The 17,307-nt window shown below is 62.2% G+C and carries 16 protein-coding genes; 11 read left to right on the top strand and 5 right to left on the bottom strand.

The window, feature by feature from the left end; all coding sequences use genetic code 11:
* Positions 1-14: 14 nt before the first annotated feature.
* The 3 genes from Uis1B_RS00500 to Uis1B_RS00510 form a co-directional block, all read right to left on the bottom strand.
* Entirely contained in the window at positions 15-773 is a 759-nt protein-coding gene (locus tag Uis1B_RS00500) for a sugar phosphate isomerase/epimerase family protein (protein WP_101614532.1), read from the bottom strand.
* Positions 774-972: 199 nt separating this feature from the next.
* The gene (locus Uis1B_RS00505; RefSeq protein WP_101614534.1) at positions 973-2,301 is read right to left on the bottom strand and encodes a gluconate:proton symporter; all 1,329 of its coding nucleotides are present in this window, start codon (positions 2,299-2,301) and stop codon (positions 973-975) included.
* Between the two features lie 602 nt (positions 2,302-2,903).
* Positions 2,904-3,959, bottom strand: a complete 1,056-nt coding sequence (locus Uis1B_RS00510) for a LacI family DNA-binding transcriptional regulator (RefSeq protein WP_101614536.1) — start codon at positions 3,957-3,959, stop codon at positions 2,904-2,906.
* Between the two features lie 338 nt (positions 3,960-4,297).
* On the opposite strand from Uis1B_RS00510, the gene Uis1B_RS00515 reads away from it, so the two are divergent.
* The 4 genes from Uis1B_RS00515 to Uis1B_RS00530 all read left to right on the top strand — a co-directional run bounded on the left by Uis1B_RS00515 (position 4,298) and on the right by Uis1B_RS00530 (position 8,477).
* Positions 4,298-5,281 carry a sugar kinase gene (locus Uis1B_RS00515; protein WP_101614538.1) on the top strand — a complete coding sequence of 328 codons (984 nt, stop codon included), beginning with the start codon at positions 4,298-4,300 and terminating at the stop codon, positions 5,279-5,281.
* Positions 5,282-5,345: 64 nt separating this feature from the next.
* The gene (gene eda / locus Uis1B_RS00520; protein WP_101614540.1) at positions 5,346-6,011 is read left to right on the top strand and encodes a bifunctional 4-hydroxy-2-oxoglutarate aldolase/2-dehydro-3-deoxy-phosphogluconate aldolase; all 666 of its coding nucleotides are present in this window, start codon (positions 5,346-5,348) and stop codon (positions 6,009-6,011) included.
* A gap of 363 nt (positions 6,012-6,374) precedes the next feature.
* Complete coding sequence (locus Uis1B_RS00525; RefSeq protein WP_243390184.1) at positions 6,375-7,928, top strand: MFS transporter; 1,554 nt, start codon at positions 6,375-6,377, stop codon at positions 7,926-7,928.
* A gap of 114 nt (positions 7,929-8,042) precedes the next feature.
* Positions 8,043-8,477, top strand: a complete 435-nt coding sequence (locus Uis1B_RS00530) for a hypothetical protein (RefSeq protein ID WP_101614542.1) — start codon at positions 8,043-8,045, stop codon at positions 8,475-8,477.
* Positions 8,478-8,621: 144 nt separating this feature from the next.
* Here the strand turns inward: Uis1B_RS00530 and Uis1B_RS00535 are convergent, their stop codons facing one another.
* Positions 8,622-9,614 carry a LacI family DNA-binding transcriptional regulator gene (locus Uis1B_RS00535; RefSeq protein ID WP_133124776.1) on the bottom strand — a complete coding sequence of 331 codons (993 nt, stop codon included), beginning with the start codon at positions 9,612-9,614 and terminating at the stop codon, positions 8,622-8,624.
* Between the two features lie 530 nt (positions 9,615-10,144).
* The gene (gene yddG, locus Uis1B_RS00540) at positions 10,145-11,089 is read right to left on the bottom strand and encodes an aromatic amino acid DMT transporter YddG (protein WP_243390192.1); all 945 of its coding nucleotides are present in this window, start codon (positions 11,087-11,089) and stop codon (positions 10,145-10,147) included.
* A gap of 204 nt (positions 11,090-11,293) precedes the next feature.
* On the opposite strand from yddG, the gene Uis1B_RS00545 reads away from it, so the two are divergent.
* From Uis1B_RS00545 to Uis1B_RS00570, 7 genes are all read left to right on the top strand, one after another.
* Complete coding sequence (locus Uis1B_RS00545) at positions 11,294-12,364, top strand: SPFH domain-containing protein (RefSeq protein ID WP_207763346.1); 1,071 nt, start codon at positions 11,294-11,296, stop codon at positions 12,362-12,364.
* 86 nt (positions 12,365-12,450) lie between these two features.
* On the top strand, positions 12,451-12,636 hold the full coding sequence (locus Uis1B_RS00550; RefSeq protein WP_101614549.1) for a type II toxin-antitoxin system antitoxin: 186 nt from the start codon (positions 12,451-12,453) through the stop codon (positions 12,634-12,636).
* A 5-nt stretch (positions 12,637-12,641) separates the two neighbouring features.
* Positions 12,642-12,836 (top strand): hypothetical protein, encoded by a 195-nt coding sequence (locus Uis1B_RS11795; RefSeq protein WP_133124777.1) that lies wholly within the window; start codon positions 12,642-12,644, stop codon positions 12,834-12,836.
* A gap of 182 nt (positions 12,837-13,018) precedes the next feature.
* Positions 13,019-13,540: a 50S ribosomal protein L10 gene (gene rplJ, locus Uis1B_RS00555; protein ID WP_101614551.1), complete on the top strand. Its 522-nt coding sequence runs from the start codon at positions 13,019-13,021 to the stop codon at positions 13,538-13,540.
* Between the two features lie 116 nt (positions 13,541-13,656).
* A complete protein-coding gene (gene rplL / locus Uis1B_RS00560; RefSeq protein WP_101614553.1) occupies positions 13,657-14,037 on the top strand; it encodes a 50S ribosomal protein L7/L12 in 381 nt (126 codons plus the stop codon).
* Positions 14,038-14,683: 646 nt separating this feature from the next.
* On the top strand, positions 14,684-16,078 hold the full coding sequence (locus tag Uis1B_RS00565; RefSeq protein ID WP_165782657.1) for an MATE family efflux transporter: 1,395 nt from the start codon (positions 14,684-14,686) through the stop codon (positions 16,076-16,078).
* 79 nt (positions 16,079-16,157) lie between these two features.
* Positions 16,158-17,297 (top strand): FHA domain-containing protein, encoded by a 1,140-nt coding sequence (locus Uis1B_RS00570; RefSeq protein WP_243390185.1) that lies wholly within the window; start codon positions 16,158-16,160, stop codon positions 17,295-17,297.
* The last annotated feature ends 10 nt before the right edge of the window (positions 17,298-17,307 follow it).

Here is a 17,307-nt window from a genome sequence, read left to right on the forward strand (position 1 = left end):
GGTCGGTTTCAGTCTCAGGCGTTCACGGCCTGGCGCACGAGCGTCACCTCGTGGTCCACGTCGGCGGCGGCGATCGGGTACTCCAGGAACACCGGCACGTCGTCGCTCAGCTGGGCGAGCAGGGCCTTCCAGTCGACCACGCCCTCCTCGAGCATCACGGTGGAGAGGTCCTCACGCTTCTCGGCGCCGTTGACGTTCTTCAGGTGGAACACGGTGGCGTAGTCCTTCAGGGCGTCGAAGGCCTTGACCGGGTCCTCGTCGCGCCAGAACCAGTTGCCCAGATCGAAGGTGTAGCCGATCTTGCTGTCGGCGGCCTTCACGTTCTTCAGGGAGGCTTCGGTGCAGGCGAAGGTGCCGTTCTCCGGGGTCTGGTCGTTCTCGATGGTCAGGTTCACGCCGTATTCGGCGGCGAGGTCGTCGATGCCGTGCAGCACGTCGGTGGTCACGTCCTTCACGTCGCCCTGGTTGAGCTTGACGTTCTTGGCACCCATGCGCTTGGCTTCCGCGAAGTAGGTTTCGAGCTCCGGATTGGCCTTGCCGTCCTTGGTGATGACTTCGGGCACGGAGTAGAAGAGGGTGAGCGAGCCGGCCTTGGTGGAGGCGGCGATGCGGTCGAATTCGGCGTCGGGGTTCTCGCCGGCGAGGATGAACTCGCGGCGGACCTCGGCGAGCTTGAGGCCGAGATCGGCGATGCGGGGGAGCAGCGAGGACTGCGGGGTGCCCTCCTGCAGGTCGGTGAGGTAGACGAGGGTGTTGATGCCGACGGTGGTCATGATTGGACTCCTTTGATGTGGTTGGATGCGGATGTACGGATTGTGGTTTTTGGATTGCGGATCGCGGACCGGTCCGCAATCCATCGTATTGATGTGATTGGGCTAAACGAAACCGGCCCGATATATGGCGTACGGCAGGCGTTGGCGATATACGGACCGGTTTCGTTGTTCGGCGGTCGGCCGATTGGTGATCAGGGGATCAGAACAGCAGCAGGGCGGCCAGACCCATGATCGGGAAGGTGCACAGCCAGTAGACCGGAACACCCATCTTGAGGAAGGTCTTGGGTTCGAGCTCCATGTAGCCGGTGGCCCAGGTGTTCCAGGACTGCGTGATGCAGGCGGAGATGCAGGTCATCGACGGGACGACGAGCAGGGCGAACAGGAACCAGGAGTTGAACATGCCGGTGGCCATGAAGATGGAGATCACGGCGGAACCCGCGCCGTACAGCTCGAGCGGGCCACGGAACAGGGCGAGCGGCGCGAGGATGCAGAAGGCGATCGCCAGGATGGCCGTGTTGTTCGGGATGATCGGGGTGAGCACGCCGGAGAACACCTTCATGACGGTGACGGCGGAGTGCTGGAAGGCCTGCAGGATGAGCAGCATGATGATCAGCGGGCCGATGTCGCCGATGGCGGTGGTGGCGGTGCCGTTGAGCAGCTTGACGAAGCCCTTGAAGCTCTTCATGTTGCCGGTGACCAGGAAGGTGATCAGCGTGGCGAGCAGCAGAGCGGGGACGGCGTTCCACTTGAGGATCAGGCTCAGGGCCACCGGGACGATAGGCATGATGTAGGTCCATACCGGCACGTCCGGGTATTCGACGGCCTTGCGCTCCTCGGGGTTGCCGACCTCGTACGGGGTGCCGTTCTTGATGGCCTTGGAGTTGATGAGGATGAAGATGATCACGCCGAGCATCTGCACGATCATGGCGGGGATGCCGAAGCTCAGGTAGTGGGTGCCCCACTCGACCTTCTGTCCGTCCGGGGAGTCGTAGTTGGCGTAGAAGGCGGCGAACTGCACGAACAGCACGCTGTTGATCCACATGGCGGCGCCGATGGAGAGCGTGAACACCGGCACGGCGACGCGCTTCGGCACGCCGATGCGGCCGAGGATCGGGAAGAGAATCACACCGATGGCGATGGCGGAGCCGACGCCGTAGGCGCTGGTGAAGATCAGGCAGGTGACGAGGGCCACGGCGATGGTGCACAGCACCGGGCTCTTCTCACCGATTTTGGCGGTGCGGTAGGAGATGGACGAGGCGATGCCGGTGTCGACCAGCACGCGGCCGAACCAGGCGCCCAGAATGATCTGGATGATCGTCGGGCCGTACTTCAGGATCGGCTCGGCATAGGTTTCGGTGATGATGTCATACGGTTTGCTGACGCCGAACGGGATGCCGAGACAGTAGATCAGCGTCCAGATGATCGTCTGCACGAAGAAGCCGACTGTCAGATTGCCGCCCTTCATCGCATATACGACAAAGCCGACGAATGAAAGTATGAGCAGAATGCCCATGATTGCCAGAATCATTCTCTCCTCCTTGAGAATGGCATCGGGAGACCGCGATCCTCGGAAATGGCTCCGAAGACCCGTTCCCTGACTCTTCCATATGGGTGACGGTTGTTTGTTGGTGTTTTTATTGCGTTGTTGCCGGAGTTTTCACATCTCTGTTAACCGGTACACGGTTATGATAAACAAGATCTGTGTACCGGTCAACAAAACCGTTGCACACGGCGTGTCGCCCAACATTTCAAGGGTTTGCGATCGTGCCGAGTGCCTGCTTGGCTTCCCCCACTGGGGGAAGCCGTCGGCGTGAGCCGACTGATGAGGGGGCTGCGACTCACCTCATCCGACCGGCTTCGTCGGCCACCTTCTCCGCAATAGCGGACGGCCTTACGGCCGCGTTCCATCAGCTCGCCTGTCGGCTCGCCTGAGCCCTAAAAACGCCTCCGGCGTTTCCTCAACGGGCTCAGCCTACGAGAGGAAGGTCACGGTGGACCGACGAAGGCCGTGGGTGTGGAAAAAGGTCTTCCGACTGGTATCCGGAAAACCCTGGGAGGAAAGAAAAATGGCTTCCCCTTGAGGGGAAGCTGGCAGCCGTAGGCTGACTGATGAGGGGGTTTGGGCGAAGACTAGACGGGGAAGGCTGCGGTCGAGGGGTAGACGTGCAGTTCGGTGGGGATCTCGGTCAGGGAGAACGGTTCCTTGTCGGTCGAGCGGATGCGTCCGATGAGTTTTCTGGCGCAGGTGCGGCCCATCAGCGACGGCTGCTGATCGAGACAGGTGATGCCTGATCTGGTGAACCGGGTGTTCTCGCTGCCGAAGGTGCACAGGGCGAGATCGTCGCAGTCGTTCTCCTCGCAGGCGTAGAGCACGTCCTGCAGCGTCTCCTCGTTGTTGGCGAACAGGCAGATGCGCCTGCCGCGCTGTCTGTCGCCGAGATCCTTGAGCAGTCGTGGCAGTTCGTTCCGCGTCCGGTCGTAGATCAGTGTTTCGCCCTCGATGCGTCCGGCTGCGTCTCCCGTGCCGTCGCCACCGTGCCGTTCGAGATAGTCCTCCACCGCATGGATGCGGGTGAGACGGCTGGTGATGCCCGAAGGCGGCCGGACGACGAACGCCACGTAGTCGAAACCCTGCGAGACGAGATGATCCATCATCAGTCGTACGCCGCCGGCGTTGTCGGTGGACACCCCGTCGCATACGAGCGGCAGCAGCACGCGGTCGAGTGTGGCCATCGGCGGATTGCCCGGCGTGGTGGCGAAGTCGATGAGGAAGTCGTCGTTGTCTCCGGCGGTGTTGACGATCAGACCGTCCACCTGGCTGTCCATCAGGGATTCCATGGCCGTGCGCTCCACCTTGGGGCTGTTGTCCGCATCGCTGATGAGCAGCTGGATGCCTTGTTCGCGGCATTCGGTCTGGATCCCCTTGAGCAGCTGCGAGCTGAACGGATTGCTGATGTCGGCGATCACCACGCCGATGATGTTGCTGCGCGTGGCCTTGAGGATCTGCGCCACGCGGTTCGGCCGGTATCCCAGCTCCTCGATCACCTTGCGGATGCGTTCCTTGGTCTGCAGGGACATGTAGTCGTATTCGCCGTGCAGGTATCGTGAGATCGTGGTCTTGGACACGCCGACGGCCGCCGCCACGTCGGCGATGCTGGGTTTGCGTTTGGCGTTGGACTGACGCATGGGCCACCTCTCTACACCGTTGCGATGAGTCTGTCAATACCCCCAATCGTATATGGGGATGTGCAATATATCACAGAACGACGCCATGGGATATGTCGATTACTCGTTGTGATGCCTCCGACCGCACGGTTCGCCCCCTGATTCCATGGCGATCAGGGGTGGCGGCGTGCTGCGTGGAAATCGGTTGATCAGGTTGCCTCAGGCTATCCGATTTGGAAAATGTTGCCAACATTTCCGGCCGGGAAGGGCGTTTTCCTAGTATGATGTGTACCGGTTGAGTTCAGAGTTCGAGCTCAAATCATTACATTTACTACGTTGATCGAACAGAGGGATTTCCCATGGCATTGAGTGAATCAACTGTGGCTATTAAGCCGGGAAAGGTACTGCTGGTTGGTGAGGCGATGGCGCTGTTCACCGCGGAGCAGGAAGGCGATCTTGGTGCGGTCGAGCATTTCGGCGCTTCCGTGGCCGGCGCCGAGCTGAACGTGTGCGTCGGTCTGGCCCGTATGGGGCAGAAGCCGGTGTACATGACCAAGCTGGCGCATGATCCGTGCGGCGACCGTATTCGTGCGTTCATGGAGAGGAACGGCATCGACACGTCGCTGGTCTCCTACGACGACAGTCGCCTGACCGGTCTGATGTTCAAGTCCAAGGTGAGCAAGGGCGATCCGAAGACCGCTTACTTCCGCAAGGGTTCCGCCGCTTCCACGCTGTCCCCGGCCGATGTGGACGCCGTCGACTTCTCCGACATCTCCGTCGTGCACCTCACCGGCATCCTGCCTCCGCTGAGCGAGACCACGCTGGCCGCCGCCAAGGAGCTGATCGTCAAGGCCCGCGAAAACGGAGCCTTCGTCTCCTTCGACCCGAACCTGCGTCCCGCCATCTGGCCGAACCTTGACCTCATGCGCAAGACCCTGATCGAGCTGGCCTCCCAGGCCGATCTGGTGCTGCCCGGCGGCGGCGAGGGCCATGAGCTGTTCGGCGCCGAAACCATCGAGGACACAGCCAAGGCGTTCATCGACAACGGTGCCAAGCTGGTCGTCGTCAAGGACGGTCCGAAGGGCGCCTACGCCTACGACGGCAAGGAATCCGCCTACGTGCCCGGATTCGTGGTCGATCATGTGGTCGACACGGTCGGCGCCGGCGACGGTTTCGCAGCCGGTACGCTGTCCGCCCTGATGGACGGCAAGACCGTGGCCGAGGCGCTGGAGCGCGGTTGCGCCCTCGGCGCCATCCAGACCCAGTTCGTCTCCGACAACGAAGGCCTGCCCACCCCCGAGGAGCTGGCCGAGTTCAAGGCCTCCCACAAGCGCGCCGCGTGACGTTGCTTCGATAATGGAAACTGTTGGTAACCACACCACTGCAACAACTCAAAGGAGTATCACTATGGCAGAAAAGACGAATGAGGAGCAGCTCGCCTACTTCGAGCAGCTCGGTGTCGTTCCGCTGGTCACGCTGCACAGCGTCGAGGAGGCGGTTCCGCTGGCCAAGGCCCTGGAGGAGGGCGGCGTTCCGGTGGCTGAGGTCACCTTCCGTTCCCCGTACGCCATCGAAGGCATGAAGCGCATCCGCGACGAAGTGCCGGGCGTCACCCTGGTGGCCGGCACCGTGCACACCGTGGAGCAGGCCAAGGCTTCCGTCGAGGCCGGCTGCAAGGGCCTGGTCACCCCGGCCTTCACCCGCTCCGTGGTGGACTACGCGCTGGAGAACGACATCCTGATCCTCCCCGGCACCGCCGTGCCGTCCGACGTGGACGACGCCTACCAGCTCGGCCTGCGCTACGTCAAGTTCTTCCCGGCCGAGGCCTACGGCGGCGTGAAGACCCTGAAGGCCCTCAACGGCCCGTTCGCCGAGATGAAGTTCCTGCCCACCGGTGGCGTGAACCTGAAGAACGCCGAGGAGTACATCTCCCTGAAGAACGTGTTCGCCGTCGGCGGCTCCTTCCCGGTGCCGTCCGCAGCTCAGAAGGCCCACGACTGGGCTGCCATCGCGCAGGCATGCAAGGACGCCCGCGCTCTGGTCGAGCCGATCATCGCTTCCAAGAGCAAGTGATCGAAGCGGGCCGGGGCCTTCCCGGTGCCGCAGTCGTATGACGTGATCGACGTGCCATACCCCGATATCGGGGTATGGCACGTTTTGTTGTTCCTCTGATTGATCTGCCGGATATCCGATGCGGATCTGCATGGTTTTCTGTCTGCATGGTTTTCTGTGCGATATCGTGCGGTTGTGTTGTTGTGAGCGTGCTCTCCGTTGCATTTCTGATGCAAAAGTAGGCAACAGCGCACGATCAAACCCCGCCGAGCCCCAGAATCTAATTGCAAGTTTTTGTATCGAGGAAGGTCGATGCCGACCTCCCGCAGGGTTGCGCACTGGCACGCGAAAACCCGGGAGATACAGAAGAAGGAAAGGAAAAACATGGCTTCCAACGTGAATCTCAACAAGTGGCCTTACAAGGCCCACGAGATCAACATCGGACGCGGTATCCAGTACGGCATGCTCGACCTCATGGGCGGCGGCTGGAACAACATCGTCTCCGGCGTCATCTTCGCCTATCTGACCCTGGCTCAGGGCTTCAATCCCGCAATCGCCGGTGGTATTGCCGCCGCCGGTCGTATCGTGGACTGCATCTGGAACCTGTTCCTCGGTCTGATCACCGATAACTTCTACCACACCAAGCTCGGCCAGCGCTTCGGCCGTCGCCACTTCTTCATGGTGCTCGGTCTGGTGCTGTTCGCCTGCGTGTTCCCGCTGTTCTGGATCAACTCCACCAGCGCCGCCTACTACCTCGCGGTCTACATCGCCATGGAGGTGATCATCGCCATGATGATCGTCCCGTGGGAATGCCTGCCCACCGAGATGACTCGTGACTACACGCTGCGTACCACCCTCTCCGGCTCCCGAATGGTGATCTCCGCCACCGGTACCGCCCTCGTGTTCCTGATTCTGGCCGCCCTGAAGCAGGCCCAGAACGCCAACGCCTACCTGATCGCAGGCCTCGCCTGGACCGTCCTGTTCGTGATCGCCATCGCGATCTCCACCTTCGGCACCTGGGAGCGCGCGCTCACCCCGGAGTTCGTCAAGGAGCTCGAATCCCGCCCGAAGCAGTCCGTCGGCGGCTTCCTCAAGGAATCCATCAACGGCTACGTCGACACCTTCAAGAACCAGGCCTTCCGCACCCACCTGGCCGTCTACCTGCTGTCCTTCACCGGTAAGGACTTCTACTCCACCCTGCTGCCGACCTTCATCGTCTGCTGCATCTCCGGCGCCGGCGAATCCTGGCCGTGGACCTTCCAGGCCATGTCCATCCTCGGTATCCCGATGACCATCTGGTGCGCCAAGCTGATGATCTCCCACGGCCCGAAGTTCCTGTTCCGTCTGAGCTACATCTCCATCCTCGTGGCCATGGTCGCCTACGTGGGTGTGTGGGCCGCCGGCATCCACAACCCGTTCTGGATCTTCCTGATCGTCTCCATCGTCTACCAGTGCGGTCGTGCCACCCTGGAGTTCACCCCGTGGAACCTGTTCCCGTTCATGCCTGACGTGGACTACGTGATGACCCGCGGTGATCGTGCCGGTCTGTACGCCTCCGTGATGACCTTCTTCCGCAAGTCCACCGGCGCCATCGCTACGTGGGTTGCGGGTATCCTGCTGGAGTTCACCGGCTACAAGGCCGACACCATGAAGAACTTCGAGACCACCCCGCACAACGTTCAGGTCGGCATCGTGGCCGTGTTCTTCCTCGGCACCTCCATCCTGATCGCCTGGGCTCTGTGGATGTCCCGCCGCATCTACCTCGACCGTGAGACCCACGGCATCCTGAAGGCCGAGATCGAGCGTCTCGAGGCCGGCGGCTCCAAGGCCGACGTGACCCCCGAGGCCCGCAAGGTCGCCGAGGAGCTCACCGGTCACCCGTACGAGAAGCTGTGGCCGGACCTCGACAAGAACGGTCTGCCGATCGAAAAGATCTGATATCCGCCACTGAGCCGCGCAACGCGTCCCGCCGACCGCGGCTCTTTTCATACCCGTTTCCATGTCAATCGTCCGCGGCGGTCCCGCCGCGGCAATCACAGAAAGAAGCACATCATGGCACAGATCATCCTGTACAACGAGAAGAACGACAAGATGGTGTTCATCCAGGCCGAGATCGCCGACGGCAAGGTCGCCTTCACCGGTCTTGATCAGGCCGGCGAGCTCGACTTCGTCACCCCGGCCGACCAGCTGGAGGCGACCCTCGCCCCGCTGACCTCCGCCGACACCTTCACCCTCAACGAAAGCCTCGACGGCAAGTTCAAGTCCATGACCTACGGTGAGTGGGAGGCTCTGCGCTGCGCTCAGGCGTCCGCCGGTATCAAGGCCAAGGTCGACGCCCTCGCCGTCTCCGACGACGTCAAAGCTGAGATCAAGGGCTTCTTCGACTCCTTCACCAAGTCGATGACCGTCAAGTACATCCAGGGCAAGCGCTCCTGGGGTCAGATCTACGGCGAGCTGTTCGACGATTTTTCCAAGCTGGCCAAGTAGCCGGTCGCCGGTCGTGTCCGTCTGATCGGCCTAGCTGATCGGCCCGGCTGATCGCCCGACCGCAGACCATTCCTGAATCATCAACCATTGTGGACCCTGTCGGGCATTGCCCGGCGGGGTCTTTGTTATATGGTCCGGGTGTCGTCACATGGTCCGGGTGTTGCGAAACGGGCCGATGCTGTCGCGCGGCACGAACCGTGATTCCAGCACCACCGGCGCCATCGTTCCGTCCGCGATGTGCAGCACCTGATCGATCACCCTCTTCGCCGCGATCCGGGCCAGCTCCTGCCGCGGCACGGCGATCGACGACAATGTGGGCGAGCATACTTCGCACATCGGAATATCGTCGATGCCCACCACGGACACCCGGCCGGGGACGTCGAGCCCGTGCCGCTGCGCGAACCGCATGAAGGCGTAGGCCACTTCGTCGTTGTAGGCGATCACCGCGGAGGTCGGGCTGCGCAGGAATTCGGCGAACGCCCGCTGCGCATGAGGCCCCACAGGATACGCGCATTGCGTGTGCCGAAGCCGTACGCCAACGCTGCGGCACGTCGACTGCAGGGCGGCGATCCGCAGGGAGTTGCCCCACGAATGCTCCGGTCCGGGCAGATAGGTGATCTCCCGATGTCCCAGACGGGCCAGCTCGTTTACCGCCTGTGTGATCGCCGGCCCGTCATCGGCGTACAGCGATTGCACGCCGCCGATCATGCGGATCATCACCGCGAGTGGCCGGGACTGGGCGACCTTGCGTGCCTCCCAGTCCGAAAGACGCGGCGAGCATAGGATCATCCCGTCCGCATGGGGGATGCTGCGTTTGATGATCGCACGTTCGGTGGCGATGCTGCCTTCCGTCTCCGAAACCATCAGACCGAAATTGCGGCGGGCGCATTCGCGCTGTACGCCGTGTGCGATTTGGGAGTACATCGGATTGTTGAGATCGTTGACGGTCAGCGAGATCATGCCGACCAGATGGCTTTCACTGCGCGGGCGGATGATCTGCGTATGGTAGCCGAGCCGTTCGGCCACGGCGCGTACATGATTCAGCGTGTTGACGTTCACGCGATCGGGCCGACGGAAGGTGCGCGACACCGTGGCGATCGAAACGCCGGCGGCCTTCGCCACGTCGCTGATCGTCACCGGATGCGGCGCCGGTTGCGATGTCGTTGGCGCCGCCGATTGCGTCGCCGGACGATCGCTTCCGTCTTCATGGTCGCACTGCAGGCGGGAGGGGCCTTGACCATTGTTCTGCGCACTGTTCACACCGGTATGATAGCGATCTTCCGCCGGAGTCGTCGGTGATCGGTGCGCCGCGGTCGGTCGGATTCGTTTGGTGTCGGGGTGGGGTTGCGGCTCGGGATGTCTGCGATCCGTATGGAGAATTGCGATCCGTATGGATGTCCGTATGGATGTCCGTATGGCTTCCGTATGGATGTCCGCGAATCGGGAAAACCGCGGAAAGACGTGGAAACCTATGGAAAGCGTGTGACGTCCCGGGGCGTATGCCCATACGATGATGGCGTCATCAACGATCGATCCGTATGACTGCCCGACAGTTGCCAGTATGGAGGGCGGTGGGTTGGTCGGATGATGCCGATCGGTCGCGGCAGCGATTCGTGGGTGTTGGAAGCCAGTTCACGAACCGCTGTCCGTCCTATCGTGTGTTCGTCCTACCGCGGCTTGATCAGCAGATTGAGTACGGAGCCGGCCGCCACCAGCAGGGCGCCGCACCAGAACGGCAATGACAGACTCAATCCGAGCAGCACGGCGCTCGCCCCCACCGACAGCACCGGGGTGGCGTAGGAGGCGATGGCCATCTTTTCCATGCTGCCGTGCAGAATGCCGAATCCCCAGCAGGCGTATCCGCCGGCGATCACCACGGCGGTGACCAGCACGGTAAGCCAGGCGTGCAGTGGGGGAGTGCTTTCCGGGAGTCCTTCTCCGGAGGCGAAATGCACGATCCACAGGGCCACGCATACGCAGGGGAAGAACACGCTGGTGCCGTCGTAGCCCTTCGACATCGATGGTGTGGCCACGGCGTACACCGACCATGCCAGCGCGCCGAGGAACGACAGTGCATATGGCAGCGGGTTGTCGGTGACGTGCTGCATGGCCGCATGCCAGTCGAGACCGCTGTTGCCGCCCACGGAAAGCACGACGCCGGCCGTGGCCACGAGCGCGCCGGGCAGTGCGAACCATACCGCGTGGCGTTTGCGCGAGACCATGGCGGCGAGCAGCACCATCAGCGTGGGCCACAGATAGTTGACCAGACTGATCTCCACCGATTGCGCGGCGGACGATGCGAGCCCGATCGACAGGGCGATCGACGATTCGTAGAACACGAACAGGGAGCCGCCGATGAGCAGATATCGGCGTGGTGCCGTGCGGAGTGGTGCTGGTCTGCGGAAGATCAGCAGCAGTATGGCCCCGCAGGTGTAGATCATCGCCGAGCCGAGCGTGGCGCCGAACGATTCGGAGACGATGCGCACCAGACCCATCATCATGCTCCACAGGGCGATGGCGGCGAATCCCACCATCGTGGCCCGTGCGGTGGAGACGTTGCGGTTGCTGGTCGCGGCTCGATTCGAGGAGCTGTTCTTCGGCTTGCCCTTCATGGTCATCATGGTACCGGTGTCATGTTATCGGCGGGGTGTCGCGAGGTTGCGTCAGGTGAAATCAAACTGATATCATTTTGGTATCAGATGATCAGCCATCGGAAACCGGGGACTTCCTTCGGAACCGAGATCGGCATTCGATTGATCGTCTGCGATCCAAGGAGGGTGATTGCTGTGGTTGGGAAGAATACGATCAAAGGTGATATGAATGTCGCCGGAGTCGGGCATGATCTCGCCGTGAACCCCGTCGTGGAACGCGAGGGGCGGGCGGCGAACGGCTGGGTGATGCTTGCGGTGACGATTCTGGGATGGATCGTGGCCGTGGCGGGCATCGTGGCGGGTTCGATCCTGCTCAACGCGTCCCACGGCGACGGCGGTGTGACGACGATCATCGGCATGGTGCTGCTGGTCATCGGCATCGTGCTGTGCGTGGTGATGTCGGCGGTGTCGGCGGGGTTCTTCACGCTGCAGCCCAACGAGGCCCGCGTGCTCGTGCTGTTCGGCGAATACCGGGGCACGGTCAGAGGCGAAGGCTTCTACTGGGCCAACCCGTTCTACTCGCGTGACCTTCAGCCCGCCGATCAGAACGAGGATGACGGCGAGTCGCTGACTGCCATGCTGACCGGCAAGAAGAAGCCGGCGAAGGTCGTCAATCAGCAGGCCGTCAAGGCGAAGATCTCGCTGCGCGCCCGCACGCTCAATGGGCCGAAGCTCAAGGTGAACGATCGCAACGGCAGCCCCATCGAGATCGCCGACGTGATCGTGTGGCGGGTGACCGATACGGCCCGCGCCGTGTTCGATGTGGATCATTACGAACAGTTCGTCGGCATGCAGGCCGAAACCGCGTTGCGTCACGTCGCCAGCCGGTACGCCTACGACCACAATGCCGAAACCGATGCCGCCGCGGCCGGGGAGATCACGCTGCGATCGAACATCGCCGAAGTCTCCGAGGCGCTGCGTGCCGAGCTTGCCGAGCGTCTGGCGCCGGCAGGCATCACCGTGGACGATGCACGGCTGACCCATCTGGCCTATGCGCCGGAGATCGCCCAGGTGATGCTGCGCCGCCAGCAGGCCGAGGCGATCATCGCGGCCCGTGCCAAGATCGTCCAGGGAGCCGTGTCGATGGTGGAGATGGCGCTGACCGAACTGGAGAAGGACGGCGTCGTGGAGCTTGACGAAGAGCGCAAGGCCGCGATGGTCTCGAACCTGATGGTGGTGCTCTGCGGGGACAACGACGCACAGCCCGTGGTCAACACCGGCACGCTCTACAATTGATGACTCGTTGATCAATGACCCGTCCGCATCGTCGGAGCCCGTGCCTCGCCGGCTCCGACGCGGCTGTTGCAGGGAAGGGAGGTCCCATGGCGAAGAAGCAGTATCCGCTCAGGGTGGATCCCCTGCTGTGGGAGGCGGTGGAACGATGGGCGGCCGATGAACTGCGGTCGGTGAACGGGCAGATGGAGTTCATCATCCGCGATTCGCTCAAACGGGCCGGCCGGCTTCCCGAAAAGCTGCCGCCGGCGCGTACCAACACCCGACATGCATAGTCCTGATGCCGATGATCATGCCGTCGATCGATGATCAAGTCGTCGCCGACGATCCGATCATCGGCACCGGACGTATCGCGGTTTCGGCCTCCGACCATATTCGGGCGTGTCGCGGATTTGCCGATATCGGCATCGGCGTGTATAGTCTCCGTTTTGTAAACCACAGACCGTTGGTTGGAGTCTGGTCAATTTTAAACTGATCGCTCCCGAAGGTTGCCAGCGCAGGTTGAGAAACGGATCCCTCCGGGATCGGGTTCGTCAGGGCATGAAGCCTTGCGAACGTAGAGTGTTGCTCCGCCTGCGTGCGGGGCTTTTTTGTTGCCCCGGCTGCATGCCAGATGGCTTCCCGAACGAATCAATGGCCGATTTAGGAAGGAACGCCATGTTAAGGCCCGAAAAGGCTGAGGTCATCGCCGCGCTCACGGAGCAGTTCCGTGATGCCGACGCCGTGTACCTCACTGAGTACCGCGGGCTGAGCGTACCGCAGATCTCCGATCTGCGCGAGAAGCTGGGCCGCGATACTTCCTACACCGTGGCGAAGAACACGCTGGCACGCATCGCCGCCAAGGAAGCGGGCGTGGAAGGTCTGGACGAAATGCTCTCCGGTCCTACCGCACTCACCTTCGTGAAGGGCGATTTCGTCGAGGCCGCCAAGGTCCTGCGTGACTTCACCAAGGATAACAAGCAGCTCGTTGTCAAGGGCGGCTTCGCCGACGGCACCGTGTACGATGCCGAGGGCGTCACCAAGCTCGCTGACCTCGAATCCCGTCCGGTCCTTCTCTCCAAGATCGCGTACTCCCTCAAGGCTGTGCAGACCAAGACCGCACAGCTGTTCGTCGCCCTGCCTACCAAGGCCGTGCGTACGGTGGACGCTCTGCGCGAAAAGCAGGAGAAGGCTGCCTGATTCGCATCCGCACAGGATTGCGACTCGCTGCGTAACGAATAAACGAACAATTTTGGCTGGTCGGCTCTCCAAAGACCTTAACAACGCCGACCGCCGCTGAATGAAAGGAAGCCATTATGGCTAAGCTCACCAACGAAGAGCTTCTGGATGCTTTCGGTGAAATGACCCTCGTCGAGCTCTCCGAGTTCGTCAAGGCCTTCGAGGACAAGTTCGACGTCGAGGCTGCCGCTCCGGCCGCCGTCGCCGTTGCCGCTCCGGGTGCCGCCGCTCCGGCCGAGGAAGAGAAGACCGAGTTCGACGTGATCCTCTCCGCCGTTGGCGACAAGAAGATCCAGGTCATCAAGGCCGTCCGCGCCATCACCTCCCTGGGTCTGGCCGAGGCCAAGGGCCTCGTCGACGGTGCTCCGAAGGCCGTCCTCGAGGGCGCCAAGAAGGAAGACGCCGAGAAGGCCAAGGCTCAGCTGGAAGAGGCTGGCGCCACCGTCGAGCTCAAGTAATGAACGCGGGAGGGAATCCCGCCCATCACTTGGCTTAACAGCTTCAAACCCCGCAGTCGCATGTCGCGGCCGCGGGGTTTTCTCATTCGGGCTTCCCCGTGGGCTGAGCCCGTCAGGCCTATTCGGGCTTCCCCCACTGGGGGAAGCTGTCGGCGTTAGCCGACTGATGAGGGTCTGCGAGCCGACAGGCGAGCTTACGGAACGCGGCCGTAAGGCCGTCCGCTCTTGCGGTTGAAGCTGGCAGCCGTAGGCTGACTGATGAGGTGGTTTGGTGATGAACTGTGAACTGCCCTCACCTCATCCGACCGACTTCGTCGGCCACCTTCCCCTCAAGGGGAAGGCGAGGATGGGTTACGGACCGGCCGCGTCGGCCACCTTCCCCTCAAGGGGAAGGTCGTGGGGCGGCTTCCCAGTCCTTCAGGCTTCACCGTGGGCTGAGCTCGTCAGGCCTATTCGGGCTTCCCCCACTGGGGGAAGCTGTCGGCGTTAGCCGACTGATGAGGGTCTGCGAGCCGACAGGCGAGCTTACGGAACGCGGCCGTAAGGCCGTCCGCTCTTGCGGTTGAAGCTGTCAGCCGTAGGCTGACTGATGAGGGTCATGAGCAACGCACGCTTGCATGTCCGCGCAAGGCGTAGGATATCGGTCGTGGTTCAGGTACGAGGATTGCGCAGGGCGAAGGCGGATGAACAGTATCGGCGAATGACCGGCCGGCCGGTCCGCCCGCTGATCGTCCGTCTCGCCATACCCGCCATGGTCTCGAATCTGGTGACCATGGCCTACAATCTGGTCGACACCTACTTCATCGGGCAGCTCGGCACATCCCAATCCGGCGCGATCGGCATCGCGTTCTCGGTGATGACGATCATGCAGGCCATCGGATTCTTCTTCGGCAACGGAGCCGGAAACTCCATGTCCCGCGAAATGGGCAAGCAGAACAACCGGCGCGCGGCCAGCCTTATGGCGATCGGATTCTTCGGATCGGTGGGTTTCGGTCTTCTGCTCACCATATTCGGTCTGATCCTGCTGCATCCGATGGTGTTCGCGCTCGGCTCGACCGTCACCATCGCCCCGTACGCCATGCAGTATCTCACGCCGATCCTCGTCGCGGCCCCCATGGTCTGCGGATCGTTCACCATGAACGGACTGCTGCGGTATCAGGGACAGTCAGCCTATTCGATGATCGGACTGGTGTCCGGCGCCATCCTCAACTGTCTGCTCGCCCCGGTGTTCATCTTTCTGCTCGATCTGGGCATTTTCGGCGCCGGACTGGCCACGGCGATCTGTCAGACGATCAGCTTCACGATTCTGGTGGTCATGTGCCGCAAGGTGGCGGTGCTCAAGCTCACGCCGCGCGAGCTGAAGGCCGATCCGCTGCTCATCCGTGAGGTGATCGGCGGCGGTCTGCCGTCGCTGCTGCGGCAGAGCGTCGGATCGGTGGCCGTCACCTGCGTGAACATCGCGGCCAATCCGTTCGGTGATGCGGCGATCGCCGCCATGGCCATCGTCATGAGACTGATGCTGTTCACCAATTCGGTGATCATCGGTCTCGGCCAGGGATTCCAACCGGTATGCGGATACAACTACGGTGCCGGACTGTTCGAACGGGTCAAGCAGGGATACTGGTTCTGCGTGCAGGTCAGCACCCTGATTCTGCTGGCCTTCGCCATCGGCCTGTCGGCGTTCGCCCCTGAACTCATCGAACTGTTCCGATCCGATCCGCAGGTGGTGGCCATCGGCAAGGTGGCGTTGTGGCTGCAATGCTGCAGCGTGCCGTTCATGGGGGTGAACATGATCTCCAACATGATGCAGCAGACCATGGGTCTTACCGGCATCGCCTCATTCCTCGGCGTATGCCGGCAGGGGGTGTATCTGGTGCCGTTGATCGTGGTGCTGCCGATGCTGTTCGGCCTGACCGGCGTCGAGATAGCCCAGCCGGCGGCCGATCTGCTCACCTTCGTCACCACGATTCCTCTGCAGATCATCGTGATGCGACGGCTGAGTCGCAGGGGCGGCGACTGTGCAGATGTGAAACGGGTATGACGCGCATCCGCATAAAGCCGGTGATTCATGCCAAAATGGTGGTTAAGTGTGTCAGTACGTATCGGAGGAGGGTCGCACGGTGAGTGACCAGCAGTGGCTTATCAGAGTCAATGGTGTTGATGAGATGAGAGTCGATGCGGGACAGCATGTGGTGATCGGCCGAAAGCCTCTGCGTCCGGCTCCGGCGGAGGAAGGCAGCATACGTCTGGATGTGCCCGATCTGACGAAGTCGATGTCGAAGCGTCACGCGCGGTTTTCGGTGGCCGAATCCGGCAACGCTTCGGTTGAGGATCTGGGTTCCACGAACGGCACGTATGTGGTGCGCGACGACGGCGAACTCATGCGAGTGCCGGTGAATCGTGATTTCCTGCTGCCGAAGTCGCCGATGCGATTCCAGTTCGGCGACGTGCCGGTGGACTTCGTCAAGGTGGAAGTGGAGGAGACGCCGGCCGCGAAGCCGGTGGCCGACCTGTTCTCGTACGCCAAGCCGGGTGCCGTACAGGAGGCGGACGTCGACCCCGCGAACATGAGCGTGGACGATATTCTCGATCTGCGCGCCGGCGAGCCGACCGGACTGCTCAGCACCAGCAAGGTGCGAAGCCGTATCGACGCGCTGCACGATCAGGCGGTGGAGGAGCGACGGCAGAGCGAGGATGCCGGCAGATCCGGTAAGGAGGAGCCGGCCGGTACGATGGAGGCCCCTGGAGCGGGGAACCTCGTCGACAGTGCCGAAGCCGCTGCGGAGCACGGCGACGGAGACGGGACCGAGGAAGACCGGGACGGGTCCGTAGATGCCGAGCGGGGCGCCGTCGAGCAGAGTACCGTCGAGCAGGATTCGCGCGATCTGTTTCAGGACGCGGCTGCCGCGCAGCCGTCCCGATCCGATTCGCAGACATCCCGATCCGACTCGCAGCCGGCATACGAACCGGTGTTCGAGGCCGGATCGGTGTTCGACCGTCTTTCCAAGGGTGAACTCAACAAGCCGGAGCCGGGCATCGTCGTGGACGGATTGAGCTCCGACGACGCCAAGATCACCCGTGACTTCGACATCCAGTTCGAAATGGCCGGTCACCCCCAGCTGTTGCCGTTCCTGGCAATGAATCCTTCGCTGTACGACGATCTGTACGCATGGCTCGAAGTGCAGGGCAATCCGGACATCGATCGTGCCCTTGCCGGCAATCCCGGGTATCAGGAATATCAGAAGGCCAAAGGGGAGTAAGGGGAGTAAC

It is taken from the genome of Bifidobacterium margollesii, assembly GCF_002860355.1.
GTDB classification, from domain to species: domain Bacteria; phylum Actinomycetota; class Actinomycetes; order Actinomycetales; family Bifidobacteriaceae; genus Galliscardovia; species Galliscardovia margollesii.

Coding starts and splice junctions, on each gene's coding strand:
- Uis1B_RS00530 (WP_101614542.1), top strand. CDS start 8,043: ATGGCACAGATCATCCTGTACAACGAGAAGAACGACAAGATGGTGTTC.
- rplJ (WP_101614551.1), top strand. CDS start 13,019: ATGTTAAGGCCCGAAAAGGCTGAGGTCATCGCCGCGCTCACGGAGCAG.
- rplL (WP_101614553.1), top strand. CDS start 13,657: ATGGCTAAGCTCACCAACGAAGAGCTTCTGGATGCTTTCGGTGAAATG.
- Uis1B_RS00545 (WP_207763346.1), top strand. CDS start 11,294: ATGAATGTCGCCGGAGTCGGGCATGATCTCGCCGTGAACCCCGTCGTG.
- Uis1B_RS00515 (WP_101614538.1), top strand. CDS start 4,298: ATGGCATTGAGTGAATCAACTGTGGCTATTAAGCCGGGAAAGGTACTG.
- yddG (WP_243390192.1), bottom strand. CDS start 11,089: ATGAAGGGCAAGCCGAAGAACAGCTCCTCGAATCGAGCCGCGACCAGC.
- Uis1B_RS00510 (WP_101614536.1), bottom strand. CDS start 3,959: ATGCGTCAGTCCAACGCCAAACGCAAACCCAGCATCGCCGACGTGGCG.
- Uis1B_RS00525 (WP_243390184.1), top strand. CDS start 6,375: ATGGCTTCCAACGTGAATCTCAACAAGTGGCCTTACAAGGCCCACGAG.
- Uis1B_RS00500 (WP_101614532.1), bottom strand. CDS start 773: ATGACCACCGTCGGCATCAACACCCTCGTCTACCTCACCGACCTGCAG.
- Uis1B_RS00550 (WP_101614549.1), top strand. CDS start 12,451: ATGGCGAAGAAGCAGTATCCGCTCAGGGTGGATCCCCTGCTGTGGGAG.
- Uis1B_RS00505 (WP_101614534.1), bottom strand. CDS start 2,301: ATGATTCTGGCAATCATGGGCATTCTGCTCATACTTTCATTCGTCGGC.
- Uis1B_RS11795 (WP_133124777.1), top strand. CDS start 12,642: ATGCCGATGATCATGCCGTCGATCGATGATCAAGTCGTCGCCGACGAT.
- eda (WP_101614540.1), top strand. CDS start 5,346: ATGGCAGAAAAGACGAATGAGGAGCAGCTCGCCTACTTCGAGCAGCTC.